Source organism: Dichotomicrobium thermohalophilum, assembly GCF_003550175.1.
In the GTDB taxonomy this organism is placed as follows: Bacteria; Pseudomonadota; Alphaproteobacteria; order Rhizobiales; family Rhodomicrobiaceae; genus Dichotomicrobium; species Dichotomicrobium thermohalophilum.
Genome location: NZ_QXDF01000001.1, coordinates 969,273 through 986,510, shown reverse-complemented (window position 1 = coordinate 986,510; position 17,238 = coordinate 969,273). Strand labels below are relative to the sequence as shown.

Here is a 17,238-nt window from a genome sequence, read left to right as displayed (position 1 = left end):
ATCATCTTATATTGCGATTCACATACCCGAATTCAAAACCCCGATCCAGCGCCGATGACCGACGCCACACGACACGCGCAAAAGGCCCCTGTGGGCTGGGCAGTCAGCGCCGCCGCGGTAGCCTACCCCGACGCAATGGCCGCTATGGATGACCGTGTGCGTGCCATCCGCGATGGCCGTGCCGGCGAGTTGGTCTGGCTGCTGGAGCATCCCCCGCTTTACACGGCCGGCACCAGCGCAAAGGCGGACGATCTGCTGGCGCCCGACCGCTTCCCGGTTTACCAGACCGGACGCGGCGGGCAGTACACCTACCACGGGCCGGGCCAGCGCGTGGCGTATGTCATGCTTGATTTGGCACGCCGCAAGCAGGATGTCCGCTGGTTCGTCAGCAGCCTAGAGGAGTGGCTGATCACTACGCTGGCAGAGTTTGGCGTGCATGGCGCGCGTCGCAACGGTCAGGCCGGCGTCTGGGTCTCAACCGGGAATGGCCTCGATGGCGCACAGGCCAAGATCGCCGCCCTGGGCGTGCGGCTGCGGCGGTGGGTGTCATTTCACGGGATCAGCCTGAACGTCGCGCCCGATCTCACCCATTTCTCCGGGATCGTACCCTGCGGCGTGACCGACGCCGGCGTCACGAGCCTGGCCGCTCTCGGCGTGAAAGCAGAGCTCCAAGACGTTGATAGGGCGCTGCGCGCGACGTTCGAGCGGCAGTTCGGCTGCGTTACCGCCGATGCGCCCGCCCCGCTCACTGCGCCGCCAGAGCCTCTTTCACGGCCGAGGCCAAGTCCTTGAGCGAGAACGGCTTGGGCAGGAAGGTGAAGCTCTCGTCCTCCGCCAGTTCGCGGCGCAGAGCCTCCTCCGCGTAACCGGAGATAAAGATCACCTTCATGTCGGGAAGGGTCTTCCGCATTTGCTGAAGCAGCTTCGGCCCATCCATCTCGGGCATCATCACATCGCTGATAACGAGATCGACTTCCCTGCCATGCTCGGCGAGCACGTCCAGCGCCTCGACGCCGGTCGTCGCTTTCAGCACGTTGTAGCCACGTGACTCAAGCGCCCGGGCTGCAAAGCGGCGCACGGCCTCCTCGTCCTCGACGAGCAGAATCGTGCCTTGTCCCGTCAGATCCTTGCGCTTCTTGTCGGCACCATCCGCCTCGCCCTGCGCGCTGTCTTCGGCAGGCTCCTCGACGTGCCGTGGCAGATAGATGCTGAAGGTCGTGCCCTCACCTTCCCGGCTGTCGACGTAGATATAACCGCCGGTCTGCTTCACGATACCGTGGACCACCGACAGGCCGAAGCCCGTGCCCTCGCCGATCTCCTTCGTCGAGAAGAACGGTTCGAAAATCTTTTCCTGGACCTCCGGCGACATGCCGCAACCGGTATCGCCAACTTCCAGCAGCACGTACTCCCCGACCGGCAAACCCGGACGGTCAAGCTTGGCGGCGTCGCGCTCCGTCACGTTCGCGGTGCGGATCGTCAGTTCGCCGCCTTCGGGCATCATCGCATCGCGCGCGTTGACTGCCAGGTTCATCAGCACCTGCTCAAGCTGGTTGGCGTCGGCCTTCACCAGCCACAGGTCGCGCGCATGAATAATGTTGGAGGTGACCTTCTCGCCAATCAGCCTGTTCAGCAGCAGGCCGAAGTCCTCGATCACGTCGGTGAGTGACAGCACCTTGGGCCGCAACGTCTGCCGGCGCGAATATGCCAACAGGTGCCGCACCAGCGCGGCCGCGCGATTGGCGTTGTTGCGCACCTCCATGATGTCCTTGAAGGCCGGATCGCTCGGACGGTGGCTGGACAGCAGCAAGTCGGTGTAGCCGAGGATGCCTGTCAGCAGGTTGTTGAAGTCGTGGGCGATGCCGCCGGCGAGCTGGCCCACCTCCTGCATCTTCTGCTTCTGGGCGATCTGCTCTTCGAGCGCGCGCTGCTCGGTCGTGTCGATGGCATAGATCGTCGCCGCATCGGCGCCGCCGCGCCGACGCTTTCCAGGCGTGGGCACCACATAGAGCCGGCCTGCGCGCTTCTCGTCGCGGGCGAAGGCGATGTCCAGTGGCGCGCCCGCCGGTTTGCGAGCGGCGGCATCGGCGATCATCCGAGCCAGCGGCTCGCGCGCGGTCTCGTCCACCAGATCCAGCACGTTGAGCCGCCCGTTGCCGCGCTGCACCGGAATCGCGAAGGTCTGCGAGAAGGCATGGTTGCGGCTGGCGATCTTTCCCTTGGCATTGACGGTGGCCATCGCGATCGGCGCGCCGTGGAACAGCTCCTCGCCGTCAACCGATTCCGCGCGCGCCTCCGTCGCCTCGGCGCCGGTGCCGTTGAGCGCGGTGATCTGCAGCTTCGGCCGCACGCCCTTCTTTTCTGAGGCGGTGCGGAAACCTGCCCAGAGGGGCCGGATCTCCCCCGCCTCATCCAAAACTTCCAGCATCGCCGTGCGGGGTACCGCCCCGTTGCGCGGGCCGTTGAGGCGGGCCATCAGCAAGCTGACGCTCGCCTCGGAAAAGACCTGCGACAAATGCAGCGGATCAGCGTCCCGCACGGCCTCGGGGAGCCAGCTGCGCATCGTCGCGTTCATGTCCGTGATGCGGCCGGCGGCGTCGACGGTCAGGCGGGCGGCTGGATCGGCATCAAGCCATGCGCGCATTTGCTCCAGCCGCGCGTCCCGCTCCTGCAGCCGCTTTTTCTCGGCGGTCACGTCGCGGAACTGCCAGAGCATCAAGCGTCCCCTGGACACCCCCGACCGATAAAGCGGCTCCACACGCGCCTCCAGCCAGCGGGCGCACGGCGTACCATCCTTGCCCGGCTCCAGCCACCGCACGACCTCGCAGTGCGAGCCGTGGGCAGCGGCGGCCTGCGCGAAGCGGAAGGCGGCGGCGCCGTCATCGCCATTGGCCGCAAAGACCTGATGCGGATCTCCGGGCGCGCGTCCGGCTCGAGCGAACAAGCGGTCATAAGCCGCATTCGATTCGAGCAATTCGCCGCGCGGGGTCGCAACCGCTGCCCCGACGCGCGCGGTTTGCGCCAGTCCTTGCGCGAGCAAGCCGGCGCTGCGCCCCCGATCCGCCACCATGCGCCAGGTTCCGGCGCCCAGCAGACCGGCGAGAAACGCCGCCGCCGGCACGAGCCATGCCGTCTCCGACTGCGCTTCGGCATCCAGAACGAGGAAAAGCACGGTCGCCATCAGCCCGGCCACGGCCAGTCCCGACAGCGCAAGCGCGCCGGCACGCCATACACGCCCGCCGCCACGCTGCCGACGAGCGGATGTTTGCCCATCGCTCAGGACCGCTTGGGCCTCGCTCATGATGGATATTCCCTCCTGCTGTTCGCGCCAGGGATGCGCCGGTATTCGCTGGCACCGCGGTCGCAAAGAGAGGACGCCGCTCACGGCACTTCTCAAGCGAATCTCGACAGATTGCAACCTGAACGTTTAGAAAGGCTACAGTAAGACACACGGCAAAAATTGCCGACCGCGGGGTTAAAAAGAGGTTAATCAGCGGCTATACAGGAGCCTGCTGCACGACTTTTTCCGTTATCATCTGGCGCGTTCAGCGCGCAGCGGCGACGCGAAGGCCTCTCGTCGCTGCCCCGGGTCAATGGAGCCGTGTTGTGGAAATCGATCAGAGTTTTCTCAATCTGGCGTGGTACCTCGCCGCGGGAGCAGGGCTGCTCCTTTTTTTGGTCATTGCTTTGTGGATTTTCCGGGGCTTTATGACCTCTGGCGGCGCCTTGATGCTCAAAGGCCGGAACAAACGTCTCGGCGTGGTCGATCAGGCGGCTATAGATGGCCGGCGTCGGCTGGTGCTGATCCGGCGCGACGGGGTGGAGCACCTGGTCATGACTGGCGGGCCGATCGATATCGTAATCGAAACGGGGATCGGCGCAAACGGCCCGCACCCTTATAAGGATATTGAACGCGCGCCGTCTTCGCCGCTTGACGATGAGCGCATCCGCATCGCCGAAGCGCAAACCGGGCGTTCATAAGGCTTCGGGTATATCTTGCGCCGTAACGAAAGTGACGAGCCTCTCATGCGTCAGCGTCTCATCCTGATCCTTGCCGCACTGCTCTGCGGCGCTGTCTTCATATCCTCAAGCGCCGGCGCACAACAGCAGACGCCGACGCCCGCCGCGCCGCAGGAAGCGCCTGCGGCCGAGACCGAAACAGCGCCCGCGCAGTCCGAGCCGCCAGCCCAGGCCGAGCCTGAACCGCAACAGCAGGCTCCCTCGCGCGCTGCGGATCAGTTTGAGCGGCCGCACGACGCTGACCAGCTTCCCAAACGCATCGCCGAGATCATCGAGCGGCTCGACAAGGTCGAAGAGACCCTGACGCGGGAAAATCTGTCCAACGGTCAACTCGACCGGCTGCGCCAGAGCCTCGACGAATCGCTTGGGGAACTCGGGCAGCTGATCCAGGAAATCCAGCCGCGGCTACAGGCTATCAACAGCCAGCTCGAAAAGCTTGGCGACCCTCCCGGTGAGGGTGAGCCCGCGGAGCCCCAGGCCATCGCTGCGGAGCGCGCCTCGCTGCAGGCGCAGGCTAACCGGCTTCAGTCGACGGTGAAGGCGGCGGAGGCTTCGCAGGTGCGCGCGAACCAGCTCAACGAGCGCGTCCAGAACCGCCGCCGCGACCTGTTCACCAGCCAACTCTTCGAGCGGACAACAACGCCGTTGTCTCTCTCGCTGTGGCAGCGCGCCGCAGCGGAGAATGAAACGGCCCAGCGGCGCTTCCGTCTGCTGCTGGAGGACTCGGCGCGCGGACTGGAGAACAATGAAACGCTCTACGCCATCCTGTTCTTTGGCGTTGTCATCTTCGCGCTGCTGCAGGCCGGCTGCTGGATCGGGATCAAGAAGTTCCGGGACTGGGAGAGCGAGGCACCGCCACCCTTCTGGCAGCGGGCTTCCTCCGGCGCCTGGGTCATCATTCTGCGCGCCCTGCCCATCATGGCCACTGCCGGCGCACTTTACGGGATGCTCGCGGCGGCCGATCTTCTGGTCCCTCGCATGGAGGAGATCGTCCGTGCAGCCGCCATAGCCCTGATAACCGTTGCGATCGTGAGCGCGCTGAGCACCACGATCCTGGCACCCAACCGTCCGCAATGGCGCATCCTCCCGGTCAACGACGCGGGCGCGAAACGCGTCAACCGGCTGGTCCTGGCGATCGCAGCGGTGTTCGGTATCGACAAGGTCGTGAGCACGATCAACGAAGTGCTCTACATGCCGCTGGCGACGACCATCGCGCAGACTTCCGCGACCAACGTCCTGTTCGCGGTGCTGCTCGGCGCCGTGCTGATGACGCGGATGGGCACGGAAGACAGCGAGCAGGACGGTCACCTGAACTGGCTGCGCTTGCTGCGCATCCCGGGCTATGCCCTGGTGCTCACGATCCTGCTGGCCACGGCGGCCGGCTACGTGGCGTTTGGCCGCTTTCTCGCCGCGCAGGTGGTGATCACGGGCAGCATTCTTATTGTCGTCTATCTGATGCTGGTCTGGGTGAATGCTGTCGGCGACCGGATCCGCTCGGGTCAGACCGACGCACGCAGGATGCCTGCCCTGCCCAGCGACAACCGTCGGCGCGACCAGATCGCGCTGGTCCTAACGCTGGCGCTCAAGGCGCTGATATTTGTCGTGGCCTTCCCGATCATCCTGCTGCAGTGGGGCTTCGACTGGAAAGACCTCACAGGCTGGGCGGAAAAGGCTTTCTTCGGCTTCCAGGTCGGTGGTCTCAACATCTCGGTCGCCACCCTGGTTGGAGCACTTCTGGTCTTCATCGTCGCCTACGGCCTGGCGCGCGTGCTGCTGAGTTGGCTGGACAATCAAGTAATGGAGCCGGCCGGGCTGTCGGGCGGCGTGCGCGACTCTGTTCGCACAGGGCTCGGTTACGTCGGCTTCATCGCCGCCGTGCTGGTGGCCGCGTCCTATGCGGGGCTTGATTTCTCCAATCTGGCGATCGTGGCCGGCGCGCTCTCCGTCGGTATCGGCTTCGGCCTGCAGAGCATCGTCAACAACTTCGTCTCTGGCCTTATCCTTCTGGCAGAGCGCCCCATAAAGGTCGGCGACTGGGTCGTCGTCGGGCAGGATCAGGGCTTCGTTCGCAAGATCAGCGTGCGCTCCACCGAAATCGAAACCTTCGACCGCGCCAATGTGGTGGTCCCGAACTCGGTGCTGATCTCGGAGAAGGTGCAAAACTGGACGCTGCACAACAATGTCGGGCGGATCTCCATAGATGTCGGGGTGTCTTATGCCAGTGATCCCGAGCACGTGAAGGACATCCTGCTGGAGGTGGCACGCGAACATCCGCAGATCCTCACGCACCCGGAGCCCTATGTATGGTTTAGCGACTTCGGGAACAGCTCCCTGGATTTCCGGCTGTTCTGCTACGCGCTCAACATCACGCGTCAACTCGGCATTCAGACCGATCTGCGCATCGCCATCATGAAGAGGTTCCGCGAGGAAGGCATCGAGATCCCCTTCCCGCAGTCGGATGTGCACTTCCGCGATCTGGACTGGCTGAAGACGGCGCTGGCCGAGCAGATGGCGCGCATCCGCGAGGAGCGCGCGGGCGAAGGCGAAGCACCCGTTGATGGCTCGCCCTACCCTCAGGCGACCAGCCCGGAGGCGAAGAGCTAGCGGGTCTAGGAGCGCGTACCAGTGGCACCCGCTCCGGCGGCTTCAGGCTCCACCTCCGCGTTGAAGTCCGTCCCGTGATGCACCGCCGCGACATACCCCCTGCGGATGACGAAATCGCCGAATGCCTCGCCGTCTCGGCGCTTCTCGGCGTAGGCCGCGAACATTGGCCTGAGCGTCTGCAGGATCGTCTCCTCGCCAATGTTCTCCAGATAGGGCTTGGCGAGGCGCTGCCCGTAATAGCCACCACCGAGATACATGTTGTATTTGCCGGGCGCGCGGCCGGAAAAGCCGATCTCCGCCACATAAGGACGCGAGCAGCCGTTGTTGCACCCGCTCATGCGGATGACAATGCCCACATCGCCGAGGCCCGTTTCTTCGAGCAGCCCTTCGACCTTGGTGATGAGCGACGGCAGGTAGCGTTCACTCTCGGCCATCGCCAGACCGCAGGTCGGAAATGCCACGCAGGCCATCGAATGGCGGCGCAGCGTGCTGCGTTCTGAAGCCGCGATGATGCCGTGTTTCTCCAGCAGCTTCCTGATCCGCGCCTTCTGCCGCGCCGGGATGCAGGCGATGATCAGGTTCTGGTTTGGGGTGATGCGCAGATCGCCCTTGTGGACCTTCGCGATCTCGCGCAGCCCTGTCATCACCTGATGCGCGCCGTCATCCTTCACCCGGCCGTTCTCAATGAACGCGGTGTAGTTCCAAGTCCCTTCGGCGTTCTTGCTCCAGCCGAAGCGGTCGGTGCTGGTGTCGAAATGGTAATCGCGCGCGGGTTCGAGCTTCCAGCCCAGCCTCTCTTCCAGCTCGTCGACGAACCAGTCCAGACCGTTGCGGTCGATGGTGTATTTCATCCGCGCCAGCTTGCGGTCGACGCGGTTGCCGAAGTCGCGCTGGATGGTGACGATCTTTTCCGCCACCTCCACGGCCTTGTCAGGCGGGATGAAGCCGATCACGTCGCCGAGGCGCGGATAGGTGGACGGCTCGTTGTCCGTGCGCCCCATGCCGCCGCCCACGGCGACATTGAAGCCTGCTAGATCATCTTCGTCCGCGATGGCGATAAAGCCGATATCCTGCGTGAACACATCCACGTCGTTCACCGGCGGGATCGCGAAGCCGATCTTGAATTTGCGCGGCAGATAGGTCTTGCCGTAGACCGGCTCGACCTCGTCCTCCTTGTCGCCCTGATAGACCGGCTGCTCGTTCAGCCAGATCTCGTGATAGGCGCGCGTGCCGGGCAGCAGGTGCTCGCTCACCGCCTTGGCGATCGGGAACACCTGCGCGTGCAGCGCGGAAAATTCGGGGATCGGTGTCGCCATCACCCCGCGATTGACGTCGCCGCACGCCGCGATCGTGTCGAGCAGGCTGTCATGAATGCCCTGCATGGTCGTGGCGAGGTCGCGCTTCAGGACGCCGTGAAACTGGAACGTCTGGCGCGTCGTCAGGCGCAGCGTGTTGTTGGCGTAGTTCCGCGCAAGCTCGTCGAGCTGCAGCCATTGCTCCGGCTGGCACACGCCGCCGGGCAGGCGCACGCGGATCATGAAGGAATACGCGGGCTCGAGCTTGGAGCGGCGGCGCTCCTCGCGCAGGTCGCGGTCGTCCTGCTGATAGGTGCCGTGGAACTTGGTGAGCTGGTGGTCGTCCTCCAGCACCGCGCCGGTGATGCGCTCGGCGAGGCTGGCGTCGAGCGCGCCGCGCAAATAGCCGCTTTCCAGCTTGATGCGCTCGTTGGGGTGGAGCTTCTCGACCGGCTGGGAGCGATCCACGCTGCGGTCAATGTTGTGGCGCTCGGCTGCCTTGCTCATTGCTTTACCTTTTCGCCGTCATGCCCGGGCTTGACCCGGGCATCCAGATTTTGGCTTTCAACAAACGTGCTGGATTGCCGGATTACTCGGGTCAGGCCCGAGCACAGGCAAGTCCGGCAATGACGTTCACATTTATCGAACACTTGGACGACTCGGTTCCGACCTATCGAAAAAAGCATCCTAATAAACGTCGCGCTGATAGCGGCGCTCGCGCTGCATCTGCTTCAGGTACGTTTCGGCGTCTTCGGCCGAATAACCGCCCTGTTCTTGCAGGATACCGGCAAGCGCCTCATGCACGGCCGGGGCCATGCTGTCGGCATCGCCGCAGACATAGATCGCCGCGCCGTCGCTGATCCAGGCGTAGACCTCGTCCGCCTTCTCGCGCAGGCGGTCCTGCACATAGACCTTCTCGGCTTGATCGCGCGAAAAGGCCACATCCATGCGCGTAAGCACGCCGTCCTTCAGCCAGCGCTGCCATTCGGTCTGGTAGAGGAAATCCTCGCGGAAGCGCCGGTCGCCGAAGAAAAGCCAGCTCTTGCCCTGCGCACCCATTTCCTCGCGCTCCTGCATGAAGGCCCGGAACGGCGCGACACCGGTACCCGGCCCGATCATGATGAGCGGTTGGTCCGGATCGCTGGGCATGCGGAAGTTCTCGTTCTCGCTGACATAAAGGCGGATCTGCTCGCCCGGCGCGCACCGGTCGGCGAGGAAGGTGCTGGCGACACCGCTGCGCGCGCGGCCCCGCGGCGTCGTGCGCGTCACGCCGACGGTCAGATGGACCTCGTCGGGCAGCGCGGTGTGGCTGGAAGCGATGGAATACAGCCGCGGCTGGAGCTTGCGCAGCATCCCGGCAAAACGCGCCGCATCGAGGCCCGGGGCGGGCCAGCGCGCGACGACATCCGCGACTTGATGCTCCTTGAGAAAGGCTTGCAGCGCCGCCTCGTTGCCCTCGCGCGTGAGGTCGGCGAGTTCCTCGGCGCCACTCGCTTCGGCGTACGCTTTGAGGAAGCCCGGCGTGAGCATCGTCAGTTCCAGGTCGTCGCGCAGCGCCTCGGCCAGCGGCTTGTCCGCGCCGTTCACGCTCACGGGCGCATCAGGCTTGAGGTCAAGCGCGGTGGTCACCTCGTCGACCAGCGCGTCGTCGTTGCTGGCGATCACGCCGAGACTGTCGCCTGGCTGGAAGCTGATGCCAGAGCCTTCTAGCGACAGTTCGATATGCTGGGTCTCCTTGTCGGAATAACGCCCGTTGAGGCGGATGCTGTCCAGCACCTCCGCCTCGAACGGGTTCTTGCGCGTGTAGGTCGGCGCAGCCGGCGCAGGCGCGGGGGCCAGACCGAATGCGGCCAGCCCGGATGGCGCGGCGGTCGCCGCCTCGGCGGCTTGCGCGGGTGCGTCCGCCGCGAGCATGTCCGCGAGCGATGCGATCCAGTCTTCCGCCGCATCCTCATAATCGACATCGCAATCCACCCGCTCGGCAATGCGTTCCGCGCCCAGCTCTTCGAAACGCCGGTCCAGCATCTTGCCCGCTTCACAGAAATGCACATAGCTGGTGTCGCCCAGCCCGAGCACGGCGAATTTCACACCGTCCAGCTTCGGCGCCTTGCGCCCCGCCAGGAACTCGAAGAAGCCGGCCGCGCCTTCGGGCGGATCGCCCTCGCCATGCGTGGCGGCGACCATGATGACATGCGTCTCGCTCTTCAGGTCACGCTGCTTGTAATCGGCCATGTTGACCGCGCGCGCCTCCAGACCCGCCGCGCTGAAACGCTCGGCGGCCTGCTTCGCCACGCTCGCCGCATTGCCGGTCTCGGTCGCGTAGAGCACCGTGACCTTCGGCCCGGCGGCCGGCGCGCCCGCGGCTGGCCCCTGCGCCGGGACGGCGATCCCCTGCCGGCCAAGGCCCGCGAGGAAACCGCTCAACCACAAGGTTTGTTCTTGCGTGAGGGTGGGCAGCAGCGTGTTCAGCGCCTGCGCCTGCTGCTGGTCGAAAAGGCCGGCGAAGGCGGCAGCCTCTGGCATGTTGGCGTGATGGCCCATTGTCTCCTCGCCTCTTGCTGGGGCTCTAAACCGGCAAGATCGCGGACCATCCGCCTCACGGCAATCGGGCGAAGGCAATTGTGTCAGACGTTTTGCAGGAGCCGGCGTGTGCGGTATCGCGGTCGGCGCGAGCGCCGCGCAAACGATCACACGTCACCGACCGCGGCGTCGCGGCGCTGGATTTGCCCGCGGACGGGCCAATATCCAGGACGGGCGCGCAGAGAACCGCGCGCGAAAGGGGGGGGCTTTGACAATCTGGCTCTGGCTGGCGTTTGCGCCCGTGCTTCTACTGGTGGCGCTTGTGCTGTTCACGCGGGTGCATCAGTGGCGCGTGGAACGCCGCTATCCGCCGGTCGGCCGCTTCGTGCGGGCGGGCGCGGACGACCTGCACCTGCTTGAGGCGGGCGCAGGCACACCGGTCGTTATGATCCACGGCGCAAGCAGCAATCTGCGCGAATGGACGGCCTCGATCTTCGACGATGTCGCCGCGCGCCACCACGCCATCGCCATCGACCGGCCAGGCTTCGGCTGGAGCACGCGGCGCACGGAAAACGGGCACGACCCGCGTGTGCAGGCGCGGCTGTGCCGGGAGGTGTTCCGCGATCTGGGTCTGGAGCGGCCGATCCTCGTTGCGCATTCCTGGGCAGGCGCGCTCGCTCTCGCGCACGCGCTTGAATTCCCGCAGGAGACGGGCGGCATCCTGTTCCTCTCCGGTGTGTCGCATCCCTGGCCCGGCGGCGTGGGCTGGGAGCACGAAGCCGCCTCTTTGCCTGTGCTGGGCCGGCTGTTCGCCTGGACTCTCGTCGCGCCAGGCTATTTTGTTCGGGTCGATGCGGGAATCCGCAACGTGTTCCGACCTAACCACCCGCCCGACCATTACCGAGAATCGGCGGCCACGGCGCTCTACAGCCGACCGGCAACGTTCCTTGCCAACGCGGACGACCTGACCCGGCTCAAGCCGATCGTTCGTGAAATGGCCCCGAACTATCCGCTGATCGACACGCCGCTCATCGCGCTGACCGGGGATGAGGACCACGTCATTCTTACCGAGCTACACACACCGCCGCTGGTGGCAAAAGTTCCTGACGCAGAACTCGAAGTGTTACCCGGCGTCGGCCACATGCCACACCACGTCGCGCCAGAGACCGTGCTTGCGGCGATCGACCAGCTTGTTCGCCAGCGCAGGTCATCCCACACGGCTTAGGCCTGGACGTTCAGCGTGTCACGCGCTGGCTGGAGCTCTCGACGATCAGATTGCTGATGGTCTCGGCGGCCTCCTTGAGCTCGGGAACGATCGCGTGGGCACGCGCTTGCGTCAGCCGGGCATTAGGGCCGTGCATCGACAGTCCCGCCACGACCCGGCCGAGCGGATCCCAAACCGGGACAGCCACGGACAAAAGGCCGACAAGGTTCTCCTGATCGGCGATTGCGTAGCCCTGCTCCCGGACCTGAATCAGATTGTCCCGCAACATGTCGGGATCGGTGCAGGTGTTTTCTGTCCGGCGTTCCAGTGTGACCACCGAAAGATACTGATCGAGCGCTCTTTCCGGCAGATGCGCAAGCAAGACCTTTCCGATCGCGGTGCAATAGGCGGGCATGCGGGCGCCGATCTGGATTTGCCGGCGTAGCGGCCAATCGGACTGGACATGGTCGATATAAACGATCTCGTAGCCGTCCAGAATGGCGAGATTGCAGTCCTCGCCGATCTTGGCCACCAGTTCCTCCATGACGGCGCGCCTCAGCTTCGTGGCATGGTTGCCGGTTTGCGCGCGCAGGCCAAGCTCGACCAGCGCCGGTCCGATCTCGAAACGCTCACGGGCAACGTCGCGCCGGACTATCCCCAGGGCCTCGAGCTGGTTCAGCAGGCGGTGTACCGTCTGCCGGTTCATGTCGAGCTGTGTCCCGATATCCGGGGCGTTCATGGGGTGGCCTGAGTCTGCCAGTAGCTTGATGACCGCGAATGCTCTCTGGAGAGTGGAATGAGGTTCACGTCTGTCGGGCAAGAAACGTCTCCCGAACGAAATTTTTTCCGACATTCCGAGCGTTACCGGACGTGACGTCACGTTCCCTGCAACAACTCGACTGCCACAAAACGCACTCTGCAAATCGTCAGGTTACCATATGCAATTCGCTAGATATATCAACACGACAACCACCAAAAGTATTGCTTGCATCCAGAAAAAATTTGACGGGTTAAGCTGGAGGGAGCTGGCTTGGCCGCCCCTCTGGAGCCGCCGATACCTTGACTGACTGTGACGTGCGCCTTCGCTGAGCGTGTGGCCCCAAGCATTTCATGAACCGAAGACGATCCAGTCTGATACGCGTTGGGCGGACCTACGGGAGAGTCTTGACCACCGCGGTCACGGAATCAGGATTTGCCGGATCGTCTGGCCGTCGGCGAGGCGGTCGAAGGCGACATTCAGCTCCTCAAGCGAAACCCGCTCGCTCACGAGCCGGTCCACGGGCAGCAGTCCCTGGCGGAACAGCCGAATGAAGCGCGGCACGTCGCGGATCGGCGCGCAGCTTCCGATGTAGCTGCCTTTGAAAGTCCGCTCTTCGGAAACAAGGTGCGCCGCTGGCAGCGGCAGCCGGTCTTCAGGGTTGGGCAGGCTGGCCGTCACGGTTGTCCCGCCGCGCCGCGTCACCTGGTAAGCCATCTCCAGCGCGGGCACGACCCCGGCCATCTCGAAGCCGAAATCGACACCGCCACCCGTCGCCGCGCGCACCTTCTCCACGCATTCCGGGTCGCCGGCGTTGAACGTGTGCGTCGCTCCAAGCTGCGCGGCCGTCTGCAGCTTGGGCTCGGAAAGGTCGATCGCCACGATATCCGTACAGCCGGACAATTTCGCGGCAATCACCGCCATCAGCCCGACCCCGCCAAGCCCGACGACCGCGACCGACGCGCCCGGCGGCACCTTCGCTGTATTGACGACCGCCCCGGCGCCCGTCAGGACCGCGCAGCCGAACAGTGCGGCTTCGGTGAAGTCGAGATCGTCATCGACCTTGATTGCCGACTCGCGGGCGATCACCGCATACTCGGCGAAGCAGGATACGCCGATGTGGTGGTGCACCGGCTCGCCGTTCAGGCTGAGGCGGCGCGTACCAGTCAGCAGCGTTCCGGCGGCGTTGGCCTTTGCAGCCGGCTCACACAGCGCCGGCCGGCCCTCCGCGCAGGGCACGCAACGTCCGCAACTTGGCACAAAGATGAGCACGACCCGGTCGCCCGGCTTGAGATCGTCAACGCCCGGCCCCGGCTCCACGACCTCGGCGGCGGCCTCATGGCCAACGACCATCGGCACCGGTCGCGGCCGATCGCCGTTGATGACCGAGAGGTCCGAGTGGCAAAGCCCCGCTGCCCGGATCTTCACGAGCAGCTCGCCATCACCCGGAGGCGCCAGATCCACCGCCTCGATCGTCAGCGGATGACTTTCGGTATAGGGGCGCGGTTTCTCGCGCTCATGCAGAACGGCCGCACGGATCTTCATGCCAGGCTCCCGGCGCCTGCATCACTTTTGTGCATCGGCGCGCAACGCTTAATCAATCGACGCGCTGCGCATGATGCCCAACCTGGCGCGCGGAATCCAGACCCGACGCTGACCGATACAGGGGCTATTCGCGTTCCTGGATCGTGGCAAGATAAAAGGCCAGCGCGGCTATCTGCCCGCTTACGAACTCTTCCCGCGCAGAAGCCTCTTTTGGCGCATCGGCCCCTGCTCGGAAAGAATATCCCCAGACTGGCATATTTGTCTCACCGTGAGCGCGCACCGTTTCGCGGCCGTCTATGATGCGAAAGATCCTCGCATACGGGAAAATGCCATCGTTTTTTTGCGCGATCTTGGTCAGGTCGGTCGGCTCTATCGTCAGATACTTTGTCATGACGCCGTCGCCCGTACCATCCTTGCCATGACACGAGGCGCGGTTTTGCTCATACAATTCCTGGCCAACCGCTATCTCTTGCGAATAGGCAGATTCTTGCAGGTTCGTCGTCGCAAATACCACCCCTGCAAGTAAAACTCCAAGTTCCCGGCACCCTATCTCGCACCTCCAAATGCAAGTATTTATGTTAACCGGATCACAACTCTCAATCACGTCGCTCAGCCGTTCATATCGCATCATTTTTGATGAAGCGCGCCGATGGACAGATAACAACGGTCAACACCACCAAGACCGCCACCGGGCAAAACTTAATTTTTTCTTTTAGAGACCAGCAGATGAACCGGCGGTCCGCCGCACCCATTGCGCGAATACGTTAACCGGATGGGGGAAGACGCTCGACCATGATCGCCGCCTGGATGGCGCTCGGCGGAGACGATCCGGAGAATCATGATTTTGCATCCGGCACCTCGACCTAAGAACGAGACGCAATTGGCTTGTTTGTTAAGGAACGTTTTTGCTAGCTTCAGTTTCCGGCACGGAATGTGCCTGACCTATTGCGCAACACACTCATTTTAACCACCAACGAAAGGGGTTTGCGATGCGTGCTTTGGGACTCGCTATCAGCACGTTTGCTGCGCTGGCGCTGTCGGTCATGCCGGCGTCTGCTGCCACGCTCGACGAAGTGAAGGAACGCGGACACCTTCAGTGCGGTGTCGACGGCGGCATCCCCGGCTTCTCCGCGCCGGATGACGAAGGCAACATGGCCGGTATCGACGCCGACTACTGCTACGCTCTGGCTGCGGCGATCTTCGGCGACAGCAGCAAGGTCAAGTTCACGAACCTGACGGCGAAAGAGCGCTTCACCGCCCTGACCTCGGGCGAGATCGACGTGCTCTCGCGCAACACCACCGACACGCTGACCCGCGACGCGACGCTCGGCGTGAACTTCACGTACTACAACTACATCGATGGCCAGGGGTTCCTCGTGAAGAAGGACCTGGGCGTGACGAGCGCCACGCAGCTCAGCGGCGCGAAGGTCTGCGTGCAGGCCGGCACCACCACCGAGCTCAACCTGGCGGACTATTTCCGCGTCAACGACATGGAGTTCGAGCCGGTCGTCTATGACACCTCCGTGCAGACCCGCGAGGGCTTCGACGGCGGTGCCTGCGACGTGCTGACTTCGGACAAGTCCCAGCTGGCCGCTATCCGCACCGAATTGGCCGACCCGGAAGGCGCGGTCATCCTGCCCGAGACGATCTCCAAGGAGCCGCTTGGCCCGGCCGTGCGCCAGGGCGACGACCAGTGGCATGACATCGTCCGCTGGACCCTCTTCGCGCTGATCAACGCCGAGGAGCTGGGCGTCAACTCCGAGAATGTCGACCAGATGCGCGAGGAGAGCACCAACCCGAGCGTGCGTCGTCTGCTGGGTGTCGAGGGCACCATGGGCGAGAACCTGGGCCTGTCCAACGACTGGGCCTACAACGCCATCAAGCAGGTCGGCAACTACGGCGAAATCTATGAGCGTAACGTCGAGCCGCTCGGCCTGGAGCGCGAGGGCAGCGTGAACGCGCTGTGGACCGAAGGTGGCATTCTCTATGCCCCGCCGATCCGCTAATTGAGGAAATCGCCGGCGGCGTCTGCGCATCATGCGCGGATGCCGCCGCGCCCGACGTCATTCGCCCAGCGAACAGTGTTGCCCGGATCCCGAGGACGCGATTTGAGCCGTAACAACCGGATTCCGTTTTATCGCAATCCCGTCTATCGCGGCATAGCCGTTCAGATTACCGTTCTGGCGCTCGTTCTCTGGGCGCTCTACACGATATTCACCAACACCGTCGCCAATCTGAACGAGCGCGGCATTCAGACGGGCTTCGGATTTCTGACCGAGACGGCGCCCTTTGCCGTCGGCTTCTCTCCGTTCATTGATTACAAACTTGGCGAGACCCCTTACTGGGTCGTCTTCCTCATCGGCATTCAGAACACGATCATCGTCAGCGTGCTGGGGATCCTCGCGGCGACGATCCTCGGCTTCATCGTCGGCGTCGCGCGCCTTTCGCCAAACTTCCTGCTGTCGCGGTTTGCCTCGGTCTATGTCGAGATTTTCCGGAACACGCCGCTCCTCCTCCAGATCATGTTCTGGAACTTTGCGGTGTTCCTGCCGCTGTTTCCCGGCCCCCGCGAGAGCATCACGGTCGGCGAGGAGATCTTCCTCAACAATCGTGGGCTGTATCTGCCGAAACCGATTCTGACCGAGAGCGTGGGCGCCTGGGCGCTGCTTGCCGCCGTTGTCATGGGGATCTTCGCGATCTTTGCGTTCAACCGCTGGGCCAAGGCGAAGCAGTACCACACCGGCTACCGCCCGCCAGGACGTCTCTACGGACTGCTGACGCTCGTCGTGCTGGTGTTCCTAGTGTTCCTGATCTTCCCGGCGCCGCTGAGCTTCGAGATCCCGGAACTGGGCCGCTTCAACCTGACGGGCGGCATTCAGGTCCCGCTGCCGCTGTTCTCGCTGTGGTTCGCGCTGACGACATACACGGCGGCCTTCATCGCAGAGAACGTGCGTGGCGGCATCAACTCCGTGTCGAAAGGCCAGACCGAGGCCGCAGCCTCGCTCGGGCTGAAACGCCCGACCATGCTGCGCCTCGTGATCATACCGCAAGCGATGCGCGTGATCATTCCGCCGACAATCAGCCAATACCTCAATCTCACCAAAAACTCGTCGCTGGCCGTCGCCGTTGCCTATGAGGAGCTGGTGAATCTGTGGGCCGGTATCGCGCTCAACCAGACCGGTCAGGCGCTGGTCATCATCGCAATGACGATCCTGGTCTACGAGACGCTGAGCCTGCTCACCTCGGGCATTCTCAACTGGTACAACCGGCGCGTGCAGGTGGTGGAGAGATAGGCC

The 17,238-nt window shown here is 64.0% G+C and carries 12 protein-coding genes; 6 read left to right on the top strand and 6 right to left on the bottom strand.

Annotated features, from left to right (window positions below):
• Window positions 1-54 precede the first annotated feature (54 nt).
• The gene (gene lipB, locus BXY53_RS04440; RefSeq protein ID WP_119060677.1) at window positions 55-792 is read left to right on the top strand and encodes a lipoyl(octanoyl) transferase LipB; all 738 of its coding nucleotides are present in this window, start codon (window positions 55-57) and stop codon (window positions 790-792) included.
• Here lipB and BXY53_RS04435 read toward each other — a convergent pair.
• Window positions 746-3,298: a hybrid sensor histidine kinase/response regulator gene (locus BXY53_RS04435; RefSeq protein WP_119060676.1), complete on the bottom strand. Its 2,553-nt coding sequence runs from the start codon at window positions 3,296-3,298 to the stop codon at window positions 746-748. The genes lipB and BXY53_RS04435 overlap by 47 nt on opposite strands.
• Window positions 3,299-3,603: 305 nt before the next feature.
• Here BXY53_RS04435 and BXY53_RS04430 point away from each other — a divergent pair, with 305 nt between their 5' ends.
• Entirely contained in the window at window positions 3,604-3,978 is a 375-nt protein-coding gene (locus BXY53_RS04430) for a flagellar biosynthetic protein FliO (protein WP_245410354.1), read from the top strand.
• A gap of 45 nt (window positions 3,979-4,023) precedes the next feature.
• Window positions 4,024-6,621 (top strand): DUF3772 domain-containing protein, encoded by a 2,598-nt coding sequence (locus BXY53_RS04425; RefSeq protein ID WP_119060675.1) that lies wholly within the window; start codon window positions 4,024-4,026, stop codon window positions 6,619-6,621.
• A 5-nt stretch (window positions 6,622-6,626) separates the two neighbouring features.
• Here BXY53_RS04425 and BXY53_RS04420 read toward each other — a convergent pair whose 3' ends face one another.
• Complete coding sequence (locus BXY53_RS04420) at window positions 6,627-8,423, bottom strand: NADPH-dependent assimilatory sulfite reductase hemoprotein subunit (RefSeq protein WP_119060674.1); 1,797 nt, start codon at window positions 8,421-8,423, stop codon at window positions 6,627-6,629.
• 180 nt (window positions 8,424-8,603) lie between these two features.
• Window positions 8,604-10,457 (bottom strand): assimilatory sulfite reductase (NADPH) flavoprotein subunit, encoded by a 1,854-nt coding sequence (locus tag BXY53_RS04415; RefSeq protein WP_245410353.1) that lies wholly within the window; start codon window positions 10,455-10,457, stop codon window positions 8,604-8,606.
• Between the two features lie 247 nt (window positions 10,458-10,704).
• On the opposite strand from BXY53_RS04415, the gene BXY53_RS04410 reads away from it, so the two are divergent.
• Window positions 10,705-11,661, top strand: a complete 957-nt coding sequence (locus BXY53_RS04410; protein ID WP_119060673.1) for an alpha/beta fold hydrolase — start codon at window positions 10,705-10,707, stop codon at window positions 11,659-11,661.
• 10 nt (window positions 11,662-11,671) lie between these two features.
• Here BXY53_RS04410 and BXY53_RS04405 read toward each other — a convergent pair whose 3' ends face one another.
• The 3 genes from BXY53_RS04405 to BXY53_RS04395 form a co-directional block, all read right to left on the bottom strand.
• On the bottom strand, window positions 11,672-12,493 hold the full coding sequence (locus tag BXY53_RS04405) for an IclR family transcriptional regulator (RefSeq protein WP_119060672.1): 822 nt from the start codon (window positions 12,491-12,493) through the stop codon (window positions 11,672-11,674).
• Window positions 12,494-12,817: 324 nt separating this feature from the next.
• Entirely contained in the window at window positions 12,818-13,942 is a 1,125-nt protein-coding gene (locus tag BXY53_RS04400; protein ID WP_119060671.1) for a zinc-dependent alcohol dehydrogenase family protein, read from the bottom strand.
• 124 nt (window positions 13,943-14,066) lie between these two features.
• Window positions 14,067-14,456 carry a c-type cytochrome gene (locus BXY53_RS04395; RefSeq protein ID WP_119060670.1) on the bottom strand — a complete coding sequence of 130 codons (390 nt, stop codon included), beginning with the start codon at window positions 14,454-14,456 and terminating at the stop codon, window positions 14,067-14,069.
• Window positions 14,457-14,931: 475 nt separating this feature from the next.
• Here BXY53_RS04395 and BXY53_RS04390 point away from each other — a divergent pair, with 475 nt between their 5' ends.
• Together BXY53_RS04390 and BXY53_RS04385 are read left to right on the top strand one after the other, a co-directional pair.
• Window positions 14,932-15,948: an amino acid ABC transporter substrate-binding protein gene (locus tag BXY53_RS04390; RefSeq protein ID WP_119060669.1), complete on the top strand. Its 1,017-nt coding sequence runs from the start codon at window positions 14,932-14,934 to the stop codon at window positions 15,946-15,948.
• Between the two features lie 102 nt (window positions 15,949-16,050).
• Window positions 16,051-17,235 carry an amino acid ABC transporter permease gene (locus BXY53_RS04385; protein ID WP_245410351.1) on the top strand — a complete coding sequence of 395 codons (1,185 nt, stop codon included), beginning with the start codon at window positions 16,051-16,053 and terminating at the stop codon, window positions 17,233-17,235.
• Window positions 17,236-17,238 lie beyond the last annotated feature (3 nt).